Raw genomic sequence first — 17474 nt, forward strand, 5'->3', positions numbered from 1 at the left:
GAAACACCCCTCACTCGCTTCCTAGCGATACACCTCATCATGACTGCCAATGTCCAACAGAACGATCTCTTGTTCCGTGCTTTCAATCGTCAGGATGATCCGATGGCTGTAGGTGACGCTAACTGCCTGGAAGCCTTTCAACCTGCCCCTGAGGGAGTGATACTTCAGGTGCGGTTGGAACGGATCGCTTTCCAGATCCCGCAGGACGGCGGCCAGCTTCATGCGCAGATCGGGATACCGTTGCACGAATTTCTCCGCCGCGCGCGCAAATGCGGGCGTCCAGACCAGGGTATACATACCTCAGTCTTCCAGGTTCAGCTCCTGGATCAGGTCTTCGGCGGTACCGCGCTTCACGCGGCCGGCCTTGAGGTCTTCCAAGGATGCACGGAGGTGGACCACCAGGGCCTCCTCCTGGGCTGCGAGCAGTTCCTCATAGCGTTTCTGCGGCAGCACCACATATTGCGGCTGATTGTTGCGGATGATATAGAGATCCCCCATGGCAATCCGCTCGTCCACCGCGGCGATGCCGCGACGCTTGATCTCCTGGGCTGGAATGCTGTTCATGGCTCACTCCTCTCGGTACTGAATTTGGTGCTCAGGACAATACTAGAATAAGCACTTCCGGTCAGGTTGTCGATGATAGGTTGAGCAAAGGCGTAGGATGCGGTGAGCGCCTGCTGTGCAGGGACCTGTCTGCCGTCCCAGGGACGGGACAGGGAGGCGCACAGCAGGCCGCGAACCGCATCAATGCCCGTGCCTAACACCCTTGCTAGAGCACGTAATCCAACGGGATGTAGTAATAATAGACGCCATGCTCGGTACCCCAGATCCAATTGAATTTCCGGGCGCGCCCTTCCTTTGCTTGCCAAGTGCGCAGACGCTTGTTGAACCGGATGTCATCGGTACCGCGATCCACCCGCTGTCCCCGCTCGGCCATACGCAGCAAGGCGGATTTCTTGCAGATCTGCCCGGTAAAACCATTCCGCTCGCCGGGATCGGCATTCTTGAACCACTTCACGAAGCCGTCGATGTCCTTTTCCAGCAGCTCGGAGAACTGCTCTTTGGGCACATGCAGGCGTTTGGAGAGGAAAAGACGGATATTGGTCTCGTCCTGGCGTCCTACCAGCTTGGGCACATCGCCGGTCACGCTGCGCAGGGTGGCCACCATGGCGTCCTTTATCCGGTTGAAATCCGGCGCAGTATCCGACAGTGTCTCGCACAGGTTCTCCGCGGCCGCGACGATCTCCGCCATCTCGTCCGGCTTTACCGAGACCCAGTACCGGAAATCCGGGTCGCTCGGCACTTGTCGCACCCAGCCCTCGCGCACCAACTGGCTGCGTTTGAAGAAGGCGCGAATGTCCTCGTCGTCCATCCCCAGGCGCTCTTCCACATACTTCTTGGCCAGGATCGCGCTAGGTCCGGCATCGGGTGGCACGATCTCATCCAGATCCTCGCCGGCCCCAATTCTGGCCAAGACCTCCGGTATCTTCTTGCCGGCAGCAAGAATGGCGAACAGGCTGTCCTTGACAGAGTCCCTGATCTGCGCCGGGGTCTCGTCCCTGGTGGCCGCATCGTAGGCACGTCGGGGCGGGATCCCCCAGCCGCCGGTCAGCGCGAGGATCTGCTCCGCCTGCTCGACGAACCGGTTATTGTAGGGCGCCTGGTAATTGCCCCGGACATTGATGGCCGTCCACACGCCCTTTTTGCTGTCCTTCAGGGCCGTGGCGACGTCACGTTCGGTATAGGCCAGACGGCGCTTACCGGTCATCCCTGGGCCGCGGTTGGGGTGGTCGCCGATCCAGATCACCATGTGCCAACCGGCCGTGTCGCGCCAACTGGCCTCTTTTACGGCCTTGGTCAAGGCGGCGAAGGCCGCCTCCGGCAGGTCTTTCATATTGTCGGTAAAGCCCTTGGCACGGGTCAGATAATCCAACTGTTTCTCGTTGTTGGGGCTACCGAAGTGGATCACCCGTGCGAATTGAAAACCCTTGCCGCCGCTGCCGCGTTTGAGGAAATCGCCGTAGACGACCACCGAGAAGCGTAGCTTGATGCGGTCGCCGGGATCGGCCTCCTTCAAGAAGGCGCGGATACCTTTGACCACTGGCCCGAAGTATTTACCCATGCTCTCGGTGGCATCGATAACGAACAGGAAATCGATATTCTCGGCCTTCCAGAGCTCGTCGCCCAGCTCGGCACGTTTCAGGGCAGCGGCCTGGGCCGAGATGCAGTCGCCCTTGCTGTCGCAGGCCGTGCCCGGAAAGGCGATTCGGTGCACTGTCACGGCCGGCTGTCCCTGGGTGAGGGTATCCAACAAGGGAAAACGCGGGATGTTGCGATCCGTCGGCTCCGCCTCGTCCCCCTTCTTGGCAAACCAATCGCCTCCGCGTTCGGCCTCGCTGTTGTTTTCGTAGATACGGATATCGTCCTTGCCCGGCGTGTAATACACATTAACCAGGCTGCTCCAGGGGATCACCTCGTCGGCGCGTACCCAACCATACAGGTATTGCTTGACGCCGCCGTCCGCGGTGGCGCGCTCACCGCCGACGAAGAACCAGAGCTCGCCGCCGTGCTCGGCATAGTCGAACACATTCAACACATTGAAGATACGCAGAGTGCTGTAGGGTTTGGCGTCGGTATAGCGATAATAGACCCGGGCCCCGGTAGTGGTATCGGCATCCGGGTCGCCTTTGTCGAAGCGGTTGCGTATCAGCACCTTGGCATCCAGGGTGGAGCCACGCCCCGTAAAGCCACCGATGCCATCGGCCCGCAATGTCTCGATGGGGAGTGGCTGGTTGCGGTCTACGGGCAGCAGAGCCGCCTGCGCGATCCAGCCGCAACGGGGACCGCGCTCCGTGACGAACTTGACCAGATGACTATCCAAACGGCCCTGGTTCCAACGCAGCACCGTCACCTCGCTCTGGAAACGGAGCGACAGCCCGGACAGGGCCTTGGTAAGCTCGTCGTCCGCGAATATCCGGATCTCCGGTAAGATCACCTGCCGCGCGGCCGAGCTGCGCATCATCTCTTCAAGTTCGGAAAAGGAACGCTCCGTGCCGTCGGATTTGGTCTCCGGGCAAGCACCATCCACTGCGATGCGCGGCGGCAGGTCGGTGCCCTTTGTTCCGATGGTGCCGGGACGCCGCTGGGCATCGGCATCGGCGGTGATGCAAACCAATGCCGACGCCGTGAGTATACTCAATAGCAGATTAGAGGCTCTGGTGCCGGACATACTGGTTTTCCCCTGATGTATCCCCACAAAATCAACCCTGGAATCAGCCGCTTACGCCTCTAGGCATGGCCTGACCCATACCTACACATTGGTTTTTTCTTTAACTGATTGATTTAAAAAGCTATTTTGTGGGGATACCTCAGAGTTTTCCCCCTCTTCCCGGTGGCTGCACAACTCATCATTCGACGCCGTCGCGGCGGAACCGGAGCAGGACGTCTTTGAATGCTTTGAGATATTTCTTTTCCGACGCGGCCCGCATGCCACCTGTATCTTCGATAAACACGATCAGCTCGCTTTTTGCTGGCCCGCCGAAGGTTGCTCGGTTGCAGACGAATAGGCCGTCAAAGCCCGCCTTCTTGGAGTAGGGCTGCAGAGCTTTCTCTAGCTCCTCCGGTCTAGCAGATGTGATGGCGGATCTGGATGCTAAATCCCTAGCGGGTGCGTCCTCTCCCCCGCCATCGCCTTCCTCAGGTGTCGACTCAGACTCCGACGCGGTCCATCCGGTATCACTGATATTCAGCGTAGGCCAAAGCGCCAGCACCCGTACCGGGTGCTTGGCCTCGGCCAGGGAAGTAGCTACTTCGCCAAACCGGTGGCAGGACTGTCCCGCGCTGAATGTCGGATCTCCCTGAATCCATACCAGCGTGTGGTAACGATCTTTCAAAGTCGGGTAGTTCTGTCCTGCAAATCCCTTAACGGCCTCTTCCAAGTCACGCAACGGCAGAGGTCCTGCACCTGTTCCTTCATAACGGCTGGCGCGGGCCGGGGTCAAGACCAAGAGATCGGTCTGTTCCGGAGTTATTTTGAACAGGGAATCGGCCTTGTCCTGTTCCGCCTCGGCAGTCGTCTTGGGGCCGCCCAAGACCAACTTTGCCTTACCGCCGGCCGAGCCTTCGACCATCTGCGCGAACAGCCAGTCGAATGCCTTTTTTGCACCGGTCTTCCAGCGTACCTCCGTGAGTGCGGACCGGGTCTCAAACCAGAACCGGTGGCGTCTCGCCCGTTGCACATCATCGCTGAACTTCGAGTCATTCGGAAAATCCGCCGAAGTGGCGACCACCAGCATCCAGGGTTGCGGATGACGGATCGGGATCTTCACCACCCTATCGGCACCGTAATCAACCAGCGGAACCGGGGTTTCGGATACCGATTGCGGGCAGTGTCCAGCCCACTTGCCCGGCTTTGGCTTCACGATCAACCGGAAGCTAGTTTTGTCATTCACCGGGATTTCAAGACCGTCACCCTTGGGTCTCAGTCGAAATGCCGTGTCCTTACGCTCGAGATCCAACTCGACAGTCTTTGGCTCTGAACCCGGTTCAGTCGTTACCTCGACGCGATATTCACAGTTCTTTTGCGCCAGCAAGGCATCCGCGCTGACAGGCTTGCCGAGCAGTCGGAAGCTTAGCGCGAAACGCAGATCCGCCAGGGTGGGGATCTTGGACAGCGTGACCTCCTTTATTCTGGATTTTCCACCCTTCTCCAACGGTTTAAGCGGTTGACCGGCTTTCTTATATCCCTCGGCCTCGACCATCACATGCAGTTCCATGCTATCCGGCAACTTGCTAAAAGGTATCTCCACTCGGCCGCTGCCGAGATTGGTTTCCGTGAACAACGGCTCATCTTCTTTGTCCCTGGCAAGGATACGAAGCTCACCGGAAAGACCGGGTAGCAGCCGACCGGTATCGTCCTGCAGTTCAACGACCAGGGTCGCTGGCAGTGGCTTAGTGTCAGGCTTTTTACCTCGCTTCTCCCAAATGTCGAGATCCACAGTCACGAGGCGCTTCTCGGACTCGTGCTTAATCCAGCTTCTCTGACACTTCGGCTCGAAGCGGGATGCGTACACATGAGACCAACCCGATCCGTCATCGAGTGCTTCGACCGTCATCGAGACCCCGTATCCATCGAGACAGCGGGCGAAGGGGTGTTCAGCCCGCAACTTCTCCAACTGAGCGTGGTCGGTGATTTTCCAGCCGCCTTCCTTGAAATCGATCTTGATCTCTTCAGGCTCGGATTCAGGCCCCGTCGCCGGTGACCCCAGGTGTGTCTCCGACAAGCCGGCGAGCCAGTGGTCATCGCACTTGCCGTCACAGACCAGCATCGCAAAGCTGACGATGTGCTTGGGATCGTCGATCAGGCGTTGTTCGATCTCCCCGAGTGGTTTCACGCCTGATTCTGTCGACTCGCGGATATCGAACTCGATAGCTCGAAGGGGGATTTCCTGATAACTCCCCTCCTTATTCTCTACTTTGTTCGGTTCGGTTTTGACGGTTGGTGGCGAAAACGCCATATTCCGAAAGCGCTTACCGACAAAATAGATCGGCAGTTTCAGCGGGACGTCGGGAGTATCCGTTTTATAGCTGAACTCGTAGATGTGCTCTTTACGCGGAGCGGGCCTTTCATCGGTAGCAGGCTCTTTATCGGTAGTAGGTTCTTTACTGGCTATGTCGTAGAAGGGATGCGTCTTACCCTTAGGGGTCTGGGGTGTCGTGAAATCACTGACGAAACGCGTCACGATCCAGCGAACGTTGTGGGCATCATCCGGCTCGGACATAGAAGACATGAACTCCGCCCTTACTGTGACACTCAAATATTTGCCAGCCCAACGCAGCTTCTTGTCCACTGCCGGGTTATCGGACAGGTTCGGTGACGAGAGCAGCTGCTTCAGCAAGCTGTCCTCAGATGCTTCATCGCCTGATTTCCTACTCGTTACGCTGTCGCCGGCGTCCCCAGCCGCGATGTTGCTCGCGGAAATATGTGTGAACGGTCCGGTGGAAATCCCCTCCGGTAGAAGCTCTGGATCAGGCCGAACCGGGGATGGTTTGGGCTTAGGCTTGGGCTTGGGTCTAGGTTTGGGTTTGGGTTTGGGTTTGGGCTTAGGTTTGGGTTTCGTCTGTGGTGGCCTGCTTGACTTGGATCCTGGGCGGCTACCGTCGAAAAGTTCGTTTAAAGTATCCCCCGCGACGACGATCTCGTCACCGGTTTTTCTGTCGTGGGCTACCGGCGAATACGACAAATACGGCCCACTATTGCCGTTCACAACCATCAGTATCGTTGCGACTAAGACACCGACAGTAGCGATCGCAGATAGCTTCATAACGAGATCCTTAGGCCTTTGTCGTGGTGTTTTTTTCCGACCTCCATGGCCCCGTTTAACACGCTTTCTGCCTGGATAAGAATTTTTCCCATGGGATCCCTGTGTGGACATGACTGGTGCTTCTTGTCGTGACAATCCCAAAAACTAATCCTGCCTCGGCAGTTGTCAAGTGACAGATCGAAGGACAGACTCATGGGTGCACGGGGCAGCTGGGGTGTCCGCTACTCCCCGGCAACCCGCAGGATCGGAAACGCCATATAGCCGCGCCCGCCGGTCCCCAGATAGTCCCAGTACTTGGAGTAGGCGCCGCGCTTGCAGACCCCGATGTCCGCGTCGGATGTCTCGTTGCGGCGGCACCAGACGAGTGGTGTCTGTCCAGGCGCGAAGTCGGGGCCGAGCTGGGCGTGCTCCGCGGCATGGAAATCTAACGCTTCGCACTGGACCGGCGTCGGCAGCTGTGCCGCCAGTGCTTCGAGCTCGCGGCTGAAACCGACACGGTCAATGTCACTACCGGTAGCGGGCAAGGCCGCCCAGCCGCCGCCGATGCCGATGTTGCAGGTACCGCCCGGTTGTAGCTCCAGCGCCAGGCGGCTTCCCGGTAGGGCGGCGGCGAGGAGATCGAAGCGTTGGCGTAGCTCGGCGCGCACGGCTTCGGAGGCGACGATACCGCCGACGCTGACGGCACCCTTCTCAGCCACGGCGACGGTAATCTCATCGCATTCGCCGGGCCGCAGCAGGGTTTTCGCTAGAGTTTGGAGCTGCGCCTTATCGATCAGCGGGGTCGGGGCCGGTGTGGACTCCAACCGCTCCACTTCGGCGGCAAGCCGCTGGTTGTCGCGTTCCAAGTCGGCGATGCGCCGTTCGGCTGCGGCCAAGGCGATTGCGTTCGGTGATTCCTCCAGTGCTTCGCTGGCCGGTGGGCTTGCCTCCGATGACACAGTGGGGCTCGGAAAGGTAGGGGCAGAATCGGAGGCAGCAGATGCGGCACGTTCGAGGGTGGCCTGGATGGCGTTCAATGCAGCAATGGGGTCGAAGTCGTCAGCGGATGGGGCCATACCGGTGCGGATTTGCTCCAGGTGGCGGATCGCGCCGACCAGGCGTTCCCGCGCCGGGTCGGGCACCGTGACTTGGCAATCTTGTTGTCGGTGCTTGAGCTCTTCGGTTTCCCGGTGACATTCGCGCAGCATCGACGTGACCTGGGCCGCTCCTTCCCGCCGGGCCTGTTCGATCTGCTCGGTGCAGGCCGCCTCCGGAGAGACTTCCGCTTGGGCATGTGCGAGAGGTCCGGTACCCGCAATCACGGCAAGTAGACCGCACAGCAATCTTTGCCACTTTGCCGCTGGCCTTGGGTGTTTGTGGGTGGTTCTTGTCATCGTTCAGGTGTTTTTAACGACTTGGCCGGTTCCCTAGTGCTGGGTTTCGCTGTCCCTGGCCACAACCCAGCCTACGGGCTATGAAATGAACGAAGGACTCCATCATCCATCATTGAGCAACCGGCGTATCGCGGGTTCCGAGAGTCCGACGGATACGGCAATCACTTCAATGGCCACCCCATTCTCATACAGAGATCTGATGAGGATTTTCCTTTCCTTCTCATGTCGTTGCCGTTCTTCCTCGCGTCCTTCCCGGCGTCCTTCTTCGCGCCCTTCCTCTAACCCTTCCTGTCTAGCACCTTCGACCATTCCCCATTCCGATCTGATCCGATTCATATGGGCCTCGAACCTGCGCCGCTCCCCTTCGTTCATCTTCAGGTAGTCGAGCTTCTCCTTCAAGGCGCCGATACCGGGGGCGGTAAATTCGTCCAAGACCTCGTTGTTCTTGAAGGCATAGACCCACTGGTCCAGATCGTCCCGGACCACGTCCGTAAAGCGTTTCAGGGGAATCAGATAGTATTCGGGAAAGACATTGGTCTCACCGATACGGACCTGATCGCCCACCAGGGATTTTTTCAAGGTCACGGCATGGTGGGTATGCAGACCCGTAAATTCGGTCTTGCCGTGGTAGATGTAGTCGTCGCCGTCTTCGGTAGCATCGAAATAGAGGAGGCTGATGGAGTAGACCTTCTCGAGGTTGCTGTAGGGCTCGCCCAGCCCGAGGGTCTCGACGATAGTCTTGGCGGTACCGTAGGCCAGGCGCCTGAGGTAGGCCATTTCCGTGAGGTATTGTACCTCGATGATGATCCGCTCACCGTCGCAGGTCTTGGCCAGCAGATCCACGTGATTGTATTTGTCGGTGTCGTCGCGTCGATTACTCTCACTCTCCAGCAGGTCGAGGATGACAATCGGCCGTTTGAACAGGGCCGTTAAAAAACCCTCCAGGACGTCGAAGTTGGCCTTGTCGCGCAGAACGGTCTTGATGGCCCAGTCGAAGGTGATGATCTTGCGGCCAGTTTCTCTTTTCATGATGTCGTCCTTTTTCGCTGCCGGACGATTGTCTATGTTTGCGAGGCATGTTTCAATGCGCCTGCAGTAGGGGCAGGTAGGCAGCGGATAGGTAAGCCGGGGAGCGACCGGATTCCGCCTGGGCATATTCCAAGACGTAGGACGCAGCGATGGATGAATCAGCTCGGCACAAAGCCAGAATACAAAGTGGCGGAAGTGCTTGGTGGTATGCCCAGCAGACTGAGGTCGACCGGCTTCTTCCCACCTGGCGGTCCTGTTGGCTGTTGTTGCATTAGGTACGGGACGCAAGAGATGGAGATATTCAGCCGCGGGAACCTAACCGTTTTTCGTGCCCGTCTTTCTGTGGGTATGAGGTTTCGGGCCAGTTCTCCCTTGTATTTGCTGGTGCTACTTTTTCTTCTCCTCCCACCGCTTGCGGCCCAAGAAGAGGTTGCGACCATGGATCAACGCTGCGTGGATGATAATTTCGCCGAGCGTTGTGCCGGGTTGTGCGGTGTCTGGTGCAAGCGGGATCGCGCCTATTTTCTCGCCCACGAGGCCTTCTGTCTGAGCCAGCCGGTCTTCGCCGGTACGGCCGTAGACAGCGACCCCGTCTGCGCTACGGAGAATGAATCGACGGCCAGCAGCCTCCGGCTTTGTCTACAAGAGGCCCGTAGCAACGCGCGCTCCCTGGAGCAAAAGCTCAGTACGCTCGAAGACGCACCGGACATCGTTGCCGGTCTCCGGGAGTTTATCGAAGGCGTCCCGGATTGTGCACCGGATGCCCCCAGCCTGCTCCGAATGTTCGACTGCCTGAAGGCGGAAGGTGGTCTGATCTCCACGGAATTCACCCAGCTGGACGAAAAGGGTTATACGACGCTGACGGATTTCGAGCAGCTGTGCGAGATCCCACGGCAGGAGATGAGTACGGACGTGAAGCTGGCCAAGGGCCTGAAGGGTCGGGCCGAGCAGCTGCAGAATGAATTTAACCACACCAACGCCTGCAAGGAGAACTATGAGACTTGGGCGAACGACCTCTCCGATAAAGATGCAAGGCGTTCCGGTGGGGGGTTGCTGCAGCAATGGATCGAGAAGACGCGGGCAGATCTGAAGCCGGCCGAGGAGACCGCCCGTAATCTCGACCATCAGCTCAGTGCCATCAACACGCAGATGACGTCCATCCTCAAGTCGATCCAATACGGCTTGGTGCTGTGTCCCTAGTGTTTCGATGCGTGATTCAACGATAGGAGATGAAGAGATGAAGAAGATAAATTTCGCTGTATGGTTGCCCCTAGTCGGGTTGATTGCCGTCTGTTGTGTGGTGCCCCTGTCGTGGGCGGAGGACCCCGCTAAGCCGGCAGACAAGGGCGTTTCGGTGAAGGTCGACGATGAGCTGCCGCCGATCGAGATCCCGCCCGAGATCCTCGACCAGCTCAACGGCATGGCAAGCGAATCGTCCCAGGCGATGGCCGAAGTGACCCGGATGTTGTCGGAGAATATCGCCGACATCAAGGATGCGGAGGCCATCTTCGATCGCATGATCCAGACCATCCGCAAGGCCGCCGCCAACGGCGCGCCGGACAGCCAGTTCGTGACCAAGATCGAAAAACTGGCGGCGCTGGCCCGCACCGATGCCGCCGAGGCCCGCCAACTGGGGAACATGGAGAAGTTGGCCGAGTGGTTTACCAAGCAGGCGGCGGACTTCGAAGAGGCGAAGGGCGAGGCAATCGCCATCTACACCAGCAGCTTCAAGAAGATTCGCGAGATCGAACGCGAGAAGCAACGCTTTGTACTCGCCATGAAGGTCAAGCAGTATGGCCTGGCGAGGCAGAATATCAATAAGGGTTTGGAAGTATTGAGAAGCTTGGATGAGCAGATCGGGGTCGTATACGACAAGTTACCGGCACCGGAGGCCGAGATGCAATAGGCTGGTACGTCGGTGTTCGGCTGCGGTTCAGGCCGGGGTAGTAGTAAATTTTTAAATGGTCGAATTTGACCCCCTCTCCCCAACCCCGAGGGTGTCGCAAAAGCCCCGCTCCCGGTCTCTGGTTCCCACGCAGCGCCTGGGAACGAGAACACTCAGCCTGACTGATGACCATTTGGACCGGCAATTCGGCATTCAGGTTTTACCCGATAGCCGAAAGGGCCAACGAAATATCGGTAGTCTCGGGAGCTGACAGAATGTCGGTGATCCCAGGGACCGACAGAATGTCGGCGGTCCCAGGGGCCGACAAGATGTCGGCGGTTCCGGGCCGGCTGGGACCGCCGTCTTTCAGACGGCTTACGGACCCCATCACCAGCTGGCGGCAACGCTCAGAGCAGACGCCCTCTGGGCCGCACCGGATAACAACGCCGGACAGTCGGCAGGTTTGATTCCCGTGTCTATACCCGTCACCCGTGAATATTTCGCCGCAATGCACGCCCCTCGCACCCGCTAGCCGCGTTGCGACTCGTCGCCATAGGGCCTGGCTATTCCTCCTCGCCGCGCCTTGCGCTCGGGCACGATCGGCACCCCTCGCTTACCGAAATATTCACGCGCGACGGGTATCCGAATGCCGGACACTGGCCTGATGCTCTCCGCGGCGCGGAGCTTCCACCTTCCCACGCAGCGCGTGGGAACGAGAATGACCGCGTCGGGCCTCATCTTTTACGACATCCTTCCGGCGGGAGAGGGGCTTCTACAACACCTTCGGTGGGAGAGGGCCGAAGCTCGTAGCCTAACAAATCATTTAAATATTAACCACTACCCAGGTCGGTAGTGTTCTAATGTTGTCTGGCTAAAATCGAAACAACGCCTTCGTTTTGGACCCTTTTCACTCCGATCCATTTTAACCAGACAGCTTCTTAGGTTTCAGCCATGACCGAGGCGCCGATACCGAAGCCCGACGGCTACCGTGCCAATCGCTTGCTGGTGATCTTGGTACTGATCACGGTGGGTATCTATGCCCTGATCTGGGATTTGAGACCGCTTGGTGTACCCGATATCGGTGATTGGAGTGCCGAATGGCTCTCGCTGCTCGGGGTGGATCGGCTCGCAGAGCCGATCGGTCGCTTTACGGATAGCGCCTTCAAACAAGGGATGCTGGCCGCCCTGGTGGTGCTTACCGTCTATGGCGTGCTGCAGGCCTGGGGGGCGGCGGCAGACGGGCGTTGCCTCAGCCGATTAGACACCGGTAGGGGCATCGGCTGCGACGATGCAGGTCTGTGGGCATTGTTCACGGCTCGACCCCGCGGACTGCATGCCCATCTGGGACGGACATCGGTGTTGTCGATGCACTTCGGTTTCGGCCGGCGACATCTGTTGGAACCGCTGCGCCTGGGGCTGTGGGCGTTTCCTGTGGTGGGTTTTATCGGCACCGTGCTAGGCATTTCTCAGGCGGTAAAGGAGCTGCCGCTGGCGATGAAGGAGGAGACCGCCCTCCAGGGTGTGCTCGACAGTTTGCACCTGGCCTTCGATACCACCTTCATCGGCTTGGTTGCATCGGTGATCGTCATGTCGCAGCTCTATCTCCTCGATGCCCGTTGGACCCTGAATCAGGAACAGGCGGCTTCACTCAGCGAGGCAGGATCGGCGAACGACGGCAAGGGTACGGGAGCCACTGATACCTCCGCGGCAGAATCGCGTGATGCGCAGCCCGGTCCGGTAGCAGCGTCCAAATCCGGCGGACCGACGCCGGTTGTCGGACAGACCAGTCAAGGTATCGACTAAGGCGGGGAAGCATGGGTGGCCAGCGATTCGAGGGCAGTATTTCCCGGCCCGCGATTCCTTTTCTGACCTTGGCCGATGTCTTTATCGGGGCGGTGAGCATCGTCTTTGTTCTGTTGCTGTTGGCAGACCCGGAGCGCGTTCGGGTACAGCATCCACCCCAGGCGGATTACCGGCTGGTCTGTAGCAAGGATGGCGTGCGTTTGGTGACAGAAGGTGAGGTCGATGGAACACGCCCAGAGGTTGCTGCATTGGCGCCGGACAGCCCTGCCCTGCGCACGCAATTATCTTTGTTGGAGGTGCCCACGGCGCTGTCGGTGCGTGTATTGATCCGGACTCCGCCGGCATTGATCCACTGTGCGGAACAGGTTGCGGACGTCATTGCCGAGTTGAACAAAAGTCTGTCCGAGCGCTTGATGCAAGGAGGACAGGGTTCCTATCTACTATACGATATGGAGGTTGTGGGGGATGTGCATGGCATAGAGGCGGTACCTGGACCCTAGCATATGGTTTCATTAATTTTCTGTGGTAAGAATTTCCGGTAGGGAACGGCCTCTGTGCCGTTCCAAAGAAACAGCGATCCGCGGGTACGTCGGTTGAAGCAGCGCATGAAGAAAGTCGAGCCGGTGACCAATGGCTGGGGATCGGATGCGTACCAGGTGGACGTGGTCGTCGCCTTATTCGCGATCCTATTAATCCTCTTACTGATCAGCGTAGCCCGAATCAAAAGTGAGCCGATCCGCGACAGTCGTAGCGAGTATCGGCCCAGCGATGACCCCACCACGGGGTTCCAGCTGCGTTCCATGGCGCCTACCTATCCCTATCGGTCGATCTGGGTGGCGAAGGATGGCCTCCTGACCCGGATTGATCTCCGTGCCATCGCCGAGCGTTATGCATCGAGTGACGGGCGCAAGTACAGGGAAATTCTGCTGCCGGTGGAATTGACCGTAGAACCGGACGAGGATGCAGTGGATGCCTTTGCGTTGGCTATTGACTTTTTAGGGGAGGGATTTCCCGAGCGATTGGCGGCCTCGACACTGTCGCTGGCAGACCCGGAGACTGCCGCAAACGCGCTCTCCGCACTCGGCCGGGGCGCGCTGATCTTTGTTTGGGAGGGACAACTCACAGGCCTGCAGCCGGTGTTGGCGCGCCTGCGTGCTACCGGTGTCTGTCATAAGCTGAATATCGAGCTGCGGAAGGATACGGTGTCATTGGTACGCAACTATGCGAGTTTTCTCGAGCACAGGGTGTTGCGATGCTACTGAGCCGTTCCCGTGTGCGGTCGGTCTTTGTCGCGGGCACGCTGCTGACGGTGGCACTCGCTTGGATCACTGCCCATGCGACGGATCGTGCACGCTTTCTGATCGACATCAATCCACGTAAGCCACAGGATCAACCAAGAGCCGAAACCAACGGCGGTGGTGGTACCGGATTCGCGGCCGTAGCAGCCGAGCAGCTGCGCCTCGGCTGCGACCCGAGGGCCCAGGCCAGCGCAGGGAGAAACCCGTTTGCCGATACTGTGATCGGGCGTTTGAATCCGGCCATCGACGCAAGCCCGGAGCAGCGTCGGGCAGTGATTGCGGCCACGATATCTCAGGATTTCGACTATGCCTTCGAACAGACCGCCGCGTTACGCACATCTCCCGATCCCGGCATAGGTTACCTGGGCTGGCTGGTCCCGGCCTATGTGTTGGTCAAGGCACAACCGTCGAATTATGTCCAAGAATTGAAGCGGTTACTACCGGAGCTTGAGAAGACGGGCTCAGTGGCGACTTTTTCGTCCGCCGATCTGCACTACCTTGCAGCGGTCATGATGGCTGCCGAGGGCCGCACAGAGCAGGCACGCTCGCGCATCGAGACGGCGTTGGAGCAGGAGCCGACCTTTTATAATGCCATCCTGTTCGGCCTGCGGCTGAGGTTACTGTCCATGCACAGTGTCTTGGGGAACTACCGGAACTGTAAAGCAGGGTTTGACGAGCTGTTCGAAGACCTGCTCGCATTGGTCGGGCTTACCCGTTGCCCATTGCAGGCGTCGCAGTCGGAGGTCTATCTGCGCCGGTTCCTCGGCGACCCAATGCGGCATCCGGCATTTCTCGCGGCGCAGGTCTATCTAGGTCTTATAGCGCGCAAGCCCAGACATGCCAATAACGCATTGGCCCGTTTCGATGCGTTGCCGGCCTTTTCTTGCCGAGCATCGGTCTCACGCGAGCTGCATCGGTTGCTGGAGCAAGGGCGGGCCATGTTGGTCGAGGAACAGAAGCGATGAGGGGTCTGGTGCTATCCATGGGTGGTCTGTTGCCGCTTGGGTTGTTCGCATTGTTACTAATGTATAAGTCGGCCTTGTCCACCGTGCCCTTCACGTCCGCGTTGCATGGGACCTTCCTTATACCCTTGTTGGCGCTGTTTGGTGTCTTTTCGATGAGCGTAAGGTTGCGAGCGAATGTCAAAACGGCGTTGGTGCTTGCCGCGGGCGCAATCGCCTTGTTGGCGGTGATCAATGAGGGGATGATGCTGTTGCTCGGGCTCGTGCCGATCGCGTACCCTGTGCAGGGCATACTGGGGCCGGCACTTGCGGTTTTGGCGTTCCTCTTGGTCGAGCGCGTCACGGCAACAATCGGTGGTCAGTCGTTGATCCGTGCCTTACTTGCCGGTTCGTTGCTGGTGCCATTGTTGGCCTTGGCGCAGCGTTTGGAAGGGGGGGTGGAGGGAGCCATATACAGCATCGATAATCGGTTGTTGTGGACACCGCTCATTGTACCCGTAGGGGCTTTGTTTGCTTGGTTGCGGAGGCAACAAAGCGGGGCTGGTTAAGCGTATTCGGTCAGGTTGGCGCGTAGCATCTATCAGCTCGGTTTTGCCGCTGATCGGCGGCGGACAATGGAGCAGCCCTGCCGTGCACAGTAGGTTTTTCCGGCACGGGTTGTTGCGAGTGCATTCCAGCAGATACGCAGAGGCGATTGGTTTGGTTGTCAACTAAGTAAAACGGGAAACACGAACATGAATACACACGCATTAAGGTACTGGATCATCGTAGTCGTGGCATTGTCGGTACTATCTGCCGGGTGCTCCAAAGTGAAGGAGTGGACTAGGCAGCAACACAAGGATGGAGATCGAATTGACGGGTTGCAGTACCAGGATGGGGATCGAGTCGGCGTGTTACTGCCTACTGGGAATGATAAATACCGGGAGCCTGCACTCGCGATTATGGCAGGCATTGAGGATGCCCGTAAGGACTCCAACATAAAGACAAAAATAATTATCGAGAAAAGTAGATCCAATGTTGAAGAACAGTATCGTTCTTTAGCTGCTCAAAAACCAAAAGTGATCATCGGGCCATTATTGCCGGACAACGTCGATAAGGTTGCTGGGAAGATCGGCTTGGTACCGACGCTGCTGCTGAATAAAACTGATATCAATGGGAAATTCTATCAGTTTGCACTCTCGCCCAAAGATGAGGCTGCAACCGTCGCACAACTCTTTAGCGGTGTGGCAAAGAACCCGATAGTGGTCTATCCGGAAAGGCCGGGCTGGGAAACCCGTCTCGCGAAAAAGTTTGAGTCTGAGTTTAAGTCTAAGTTTGGCCGGACGAAGAGTACTAAAGTTAGGAAAGTCAAGTATGACGATAAGCGCCGGATTGTCCCAAGTCTGCAATACATCAAGGAGGCCGATGCCGTCTTCCTGATTGCCGATGCGGATAACGCGCCGCACATCTATAAGAGGTTATTAAAGAAGGTTCCTGAGAATACTCCTATCGTTGCAACATCCCATGTGACGGATAAGAAGCAGGGGTCATATGATCCTGAGCTGAAAGATTTGTATTTCGTGGAAACCCCCTGGTTGCTGGACGAGAAAATGCGCGAGGCATTCAAAGGGGAAAAGACCAGGAAATATTCTTCTGGGGATCTCGCGCGCCTGTATGCAATGGGTATCGACGCTTACCACCTGGGTCCCGGAGTTGTCGCAGGCAAGAGCCCTGTCAGGTTAAAGGACGGTAAAACCGGAAACATTGAGCTCCGTAAAGGCAGCATTAAACGTCGGCTCGCATTCGGTAGATTCAAAAAGAAAGGAAAGCGGGTCGGGCCCGTGCGCGTAAGGTCTGAGAAACTCGAAGAGGCGATCCGCTGAACGGTCAGGCCGAAGCGCAAGCATGACAATAAATAGCAGTCGGCAGAGTTACCCTATACCCTACCGTGATGCGGGCAGCACGTCTCGCGGTAATGTCTGACATGATGGGGCGGAAGTCAGCAGATATGTTGGTTCGGCTGAAATTCGGAGTGTTGCCCTGTCGTTGCTAAGCACCTAGTTTTAGTCTATTTTTCCTGTATAGGGCTGATGGGTACATTAGATTTTCGCGTCTTACTGACCCTTGGGATGTAAAATAGGCTGCAACTAGGTATTCGCTACCTGGCGTCATTTATCGGTATGAGCGTTACCCAATGACGGCGGGGACTGACGCTTTTGGAGAAGGAGTTGTTTCGGCATGGCACAAGGGTTGAGTTCGGCAGAGACCGGCCACCGATCGCAGCGCGCGATGGCTGCGTGCTTGCCGTTGATCCTGCTATTCGCCGCAACCGCCGACGCCGAAACCAATGTTTACCGCTGCATCTCCTCCAACGGCAATCTCGAGTTTCGCCAAACACCCTGCACCGGTGGTACCGAGGGGCAGGAGCTGCGGATCGAGGACCGCAGAATAGGTTGGAAACCGGCACGAGCCAAGCTCACGCGGAAACCCAAAGGCCCACCCGTCGCCGCCACTCGCAAGCGCGAAGCCGAGAAAAGAACCCCTCGGCACTCGCCCGACAAGGGGAAACATGCTGGAAAAGTCGCCGACTGGTGGAAACGATTAATCGGCAGCTCAGACGCGGCTACAAGCCCGCCGCAGGTATAAAGTTGCGGCACGAACGGCGGATTCACGAGGAGTACATGCGTCGGTTCTGTAAATAACATACCCAATGAATTAGCCGCAAATAAACGCAAATGGCCGCAAATCAACATCAATGGACCAAGAACCGTCGATGATAGCGAACCGATCTCGACTAATTTGCGTTCATTGCTTCAATGACT

At 57.9% G+C, this 17474-nt stretch carries 16 protein-coding genes; 9 read left to right on the forward strand and 7 right to left on the reverse strand.

Annotated features, from left to right (window positions below; genetic code table 11):
- Positions 1-21: 21 nt before the first annotated feature.
- From E1958_RS06205 to E1958_RS06235, 6 genes are all read right to left on the reverse strand, one after another.
- Entirely contained in the window at positions 22-297 is a 276-nt protein-coding gene (locus E1958_RS06205; RefSeq protein WP_133511104.1) for a type II toxin-antitoxin system RelE/ParE family toxin, read from the reverse strand.
- A 3-nt stretch (positions 298-300) separates the two neighbouring features.
- Positions 301-564 (reverse strand): prevent-host-death protein, encoded by a 264-nt coding sequence (locus E1958_RS06210; RefSeq protein ID WP_133511105.1) that lies wholly within the window; start codon positions 562-564, stop codon positions 301-303.
- Positions 565-769: 205 nt separating this feature from the next.
- Complete coding sequence (locus E1958_RS06215; RefSeq protein ID WP_133511106.1) at positions 770-3229, reverse strand: hypothetical protein; 2460 nt, start codon at positions 3227-3229, stop codon at positions 770-772.
- A gap of 178 nt (positions 3230-3407) precedes the next feature.
- Positions 3408-6323 (reverse strand): hypothetical protein, encoded by a 2916-nt coding sequence (locus E1958_RS06220; RefSeq protein ID WP_165742167.1) that lies wholly within the window; start codon positions 6321-6323, stop codon positions 3408-3410.
- A 221-nt stretch (positions 6324-6544) separates the two neighbouring features.
- On the reverse strand, positions 6545-7696 hold the full coding sequence (locus tag E1958_RS06230) for a hypothetical protein (protein WP_165742170.1): 1152 nt from the start codon (positions 7694-7696) through the stop codon (positions 6545-6547).
- Positions 7697-7798: 102 nt separating this feature from the next.
- Positions 7799-8725, reverse strand: a complete 927-nt coding sequence (locus E1958_RS06235) for an Rpn family recombination-promoting nuclease/putative transposase (protein WP_165742168.1) — start codon at positions 8723-8725, stop codon at positions 7799-7801.
- A 438-nt stretch (positions 8726-9163) separates the two neighbouring features.
- Here E1958_RS06235 and E1958_RS06240 point away from each other — a divergent pair, with 438 nt between their 5' ends.
- Both E1958_RS06240 and E1958_RS06245 read left to right on the forward strand, forming a co-directional pair.
- Positions 9164-9925: a hypothetical protein gene (locus E1958_RS06240; RefSeq protein ID WP_133511111.1), complete on the forward strand. Its 762-nt coding sequence runs from the start codon at positions 9164-9166 to the stop codon at positions 9923-9925.
- Between the two features lie 37 nt (positions 9926-9962).
- Positions 9963-10631 carry a hypothetical protein gene (locus tag E1958_RS06245; protein WP_133511112.1) on the forward strand — a complete coding sequence of 223 codons (669 nt, stop codon included), beginning with the start codon at positions 9963-9965 and terminating at the stop codon, positions 10629-10631.
- Between the two features lie 507 nt (positions 10632-11138).
- On the opposite strand, the gene E1958_RS06255 is transcribed toward E1958_RS06245, so the two are convergent.
- Complete coding sequence (locus E1958_RS06255; protein ID WP_133511114.1) at positions 11139-11348, reverse strand: hypothetical protein; 210 nt, start codon at positions 11346-11348, stop codon at positions 11139-11141.
- Between the two features lie 213 nt (positions 11349-11561).
- Here E1958_RS06255 and E1958_RS06260 point away from each other — a divergent pair, with 213 nt between their 5' ends.
- The 7 genes from E1958_RS06260 to E1958_RS06290 all read left to right on the forward strand — a co-directional run bounded on the left by E1958_RS06260 (position 11562) and on the right by E1958_RS06290 (position 17298).
- Positions 11562-12413, forward strand: a complete 852-nt coding sequence (locus E1958_RS06260; protein WP_133511115.1) for a MotA/TolQ/ExbB proton channel family protein — start codon at positions 11562-11564, stop codon at positions 12411-12413.
- Positions 12414-12424: 11 nt separating this feature from the next.
- Entirely contained in the window at positions 12425-12913 is a 489-nt protein-coding gene (locus tag E1958_RS06265) for a hypothetical protein (RefSeq protein WP_133511116.1), read from the forward strand.
- A 54-nt stretch (positions 12914-12967) separates the two neighbouring features.
- Positions 12968-13675 carry a hypothetical protein gene (locus E1958_RS06270; protein WP_133511117.1) on the forward strand — a complete coding sequence of 236 codons (708 nt, stop codon included), beginning with the start codon at positions 12968-12970 and terminating at the stop codon, positions 13673-13675.
- Entirely contained in the window at positions 13666-14676 is a 1011-nt protein-coding gene (locus tag E1958_RS06275) for a hypothetical protein (protein ID WP_133511118.1), read from the forward strand. Before E1958_RS06270 ends, E1958_RS06275 begins: the two co-directional genes overlap by 10 nt.
- Before the next feature lie 17 nt (positions 14677-14693).
- Positions 14694-15221, forward strand: coding sequence for a hypothetical protein (locus E1958_RS06280; RefSeq protein ID WP_133511119.1), 528 nt, complete (start codon positions 14694-14696; stop codon positions 15219-15221).
- A 186-nt stretch (positions 15222-15407) separates the two neighbouring features.
- On the forward strand, positions 15408-16535 hold the full coding sequence (locus E1958_RS06285; protein ID WP_133511121.1) for a penicillin-binding protein activator: 1128 nt from the start codon (positions 15408-15410) through the stop codon (positions 16533-16535).
- Between the two features lie 406 nt (positions 16536-16941).
- Positions 16942-17298: a DUF4124 domain-containing protein gene (locus tag E1958_RS06290; RefSeq protein ID WP_166664606.1), complete on the forward strand. Its 357-nt coding sequence runs from the start codon at positions 16942-16944 to the stop codon at positions 17296-17298.
- Positions 17299-17474: the final 176 nt, after the last annotated feature.

Source organism: Candidatus Thiosymbion oneisti, from assembly GCF_004359955.1.
Lineage (GTDB): Bacteria > Pseudomonadota > Gammaproteobacteria > Chromatiales > Chromatiaceae > Thiosymbion > Thiosymbion oneisti.

Coding starts and splice junctions, on each gene's coding strand:
- E1958_RS06205 (WP_133511104.1), bottom strand. CDS start 297: ATGTATACCCTGGTCTGGACGCCCGCATTTGCGCGCGCGGCGGAGAAA.
- E1958_RS06210 (WP_133511105.1), bottom strand. CDS start 564: ATGAACAGCATTCCAGCCCAGGAGATCAAGCGTCGCGGCATCGCCGCG.
- E1958_RS06215 (WP_133511106.1), bottom strand. CDS start 3,229: ATGTCCGGCACCAGAGCCTCTAATCTGCTATTGAGTATACTCACGGCG.
- E1958_RS06220 (WP_165742167.1), bottom strand. CDS start 6,323: ATGAAGCTATCTGCGATCGCTACTGTCGGTGTCTTAGTCGCAACGATA.
- E1958_RS06230 (WP_165742170.1), bottom strand. CDS start 7,696: ATGACAAGAACCACCCACAAACACCCAAGGCCAGCGGCAAAGTGGCAA.
- E1958_RS06235 (WP_165742168.1), bottom strand. CDS start 8,725: ATGAAAAGAGAAACTGGCCGCAAGATCATCACCTTCGACTGGGCCATC.
- E1958_RS06240 (WP_133511111.1), top strand. CDS start 9,164: ATGGATCAACGCTGCGTGGATGATAATTTCGCCGAGCGTTGTGCCGGG.
- E1958_RS06245 (WP_133511112.1), top strand. CDS start 9,963: ATGAAGAAGATAAATTTCGCTGTATGGTTGCCCCTAGTCGGGTTGATT.
- E1958_RS06255 (WP_133511114.1), bottom strand. CDS start 11,348: ATGAGGCCCGACGCGGTCATTCTCGTTCCCACGCGCTGCGTGGGAAGG.
- E1958_RS06260 (WP_133511115.1), top strand. CDS start 11,562: ATGACCGAGGCGCCGATACCGAAGCCCGACGGCTACCGTGCCAATCGC.
- E1958_RS06265 (WP_133511116.1), top strand. CDS start 12,425: ATGGGTGGCCAGCGATTCGAGGGCAGTATTTCCCGGCCCGCGATTCCT.
- E1958_RS06275 (WP_133511118.1), top strand. CDS start 13,666: ATGCTACTGAGCCGTTCCCGTGTGCGGTCGGTCTTTGTCGCGGGCACG.
- E1958_RS06280 (WP_133511119.1), top strand. CDS start 14,694: ATGGGTGGTCTGTTGCCGCTTGGGTTGTTCGCATTGTTACTAATGTAT.
- E1958_RS06285 (WP_133511121.1), top strand. CDS start 15,408: ATGAATACACACGCATTAAGGTACTGGATCATCGTAGTCGTGGCATTG.
- E1958_RS06290 (WP_166664606.1), top strand. CDS start 16,942: ATGGCTGCGTGCTTGCCGTTGATCCTGCTATTCGCCGCAACCGCCGAC.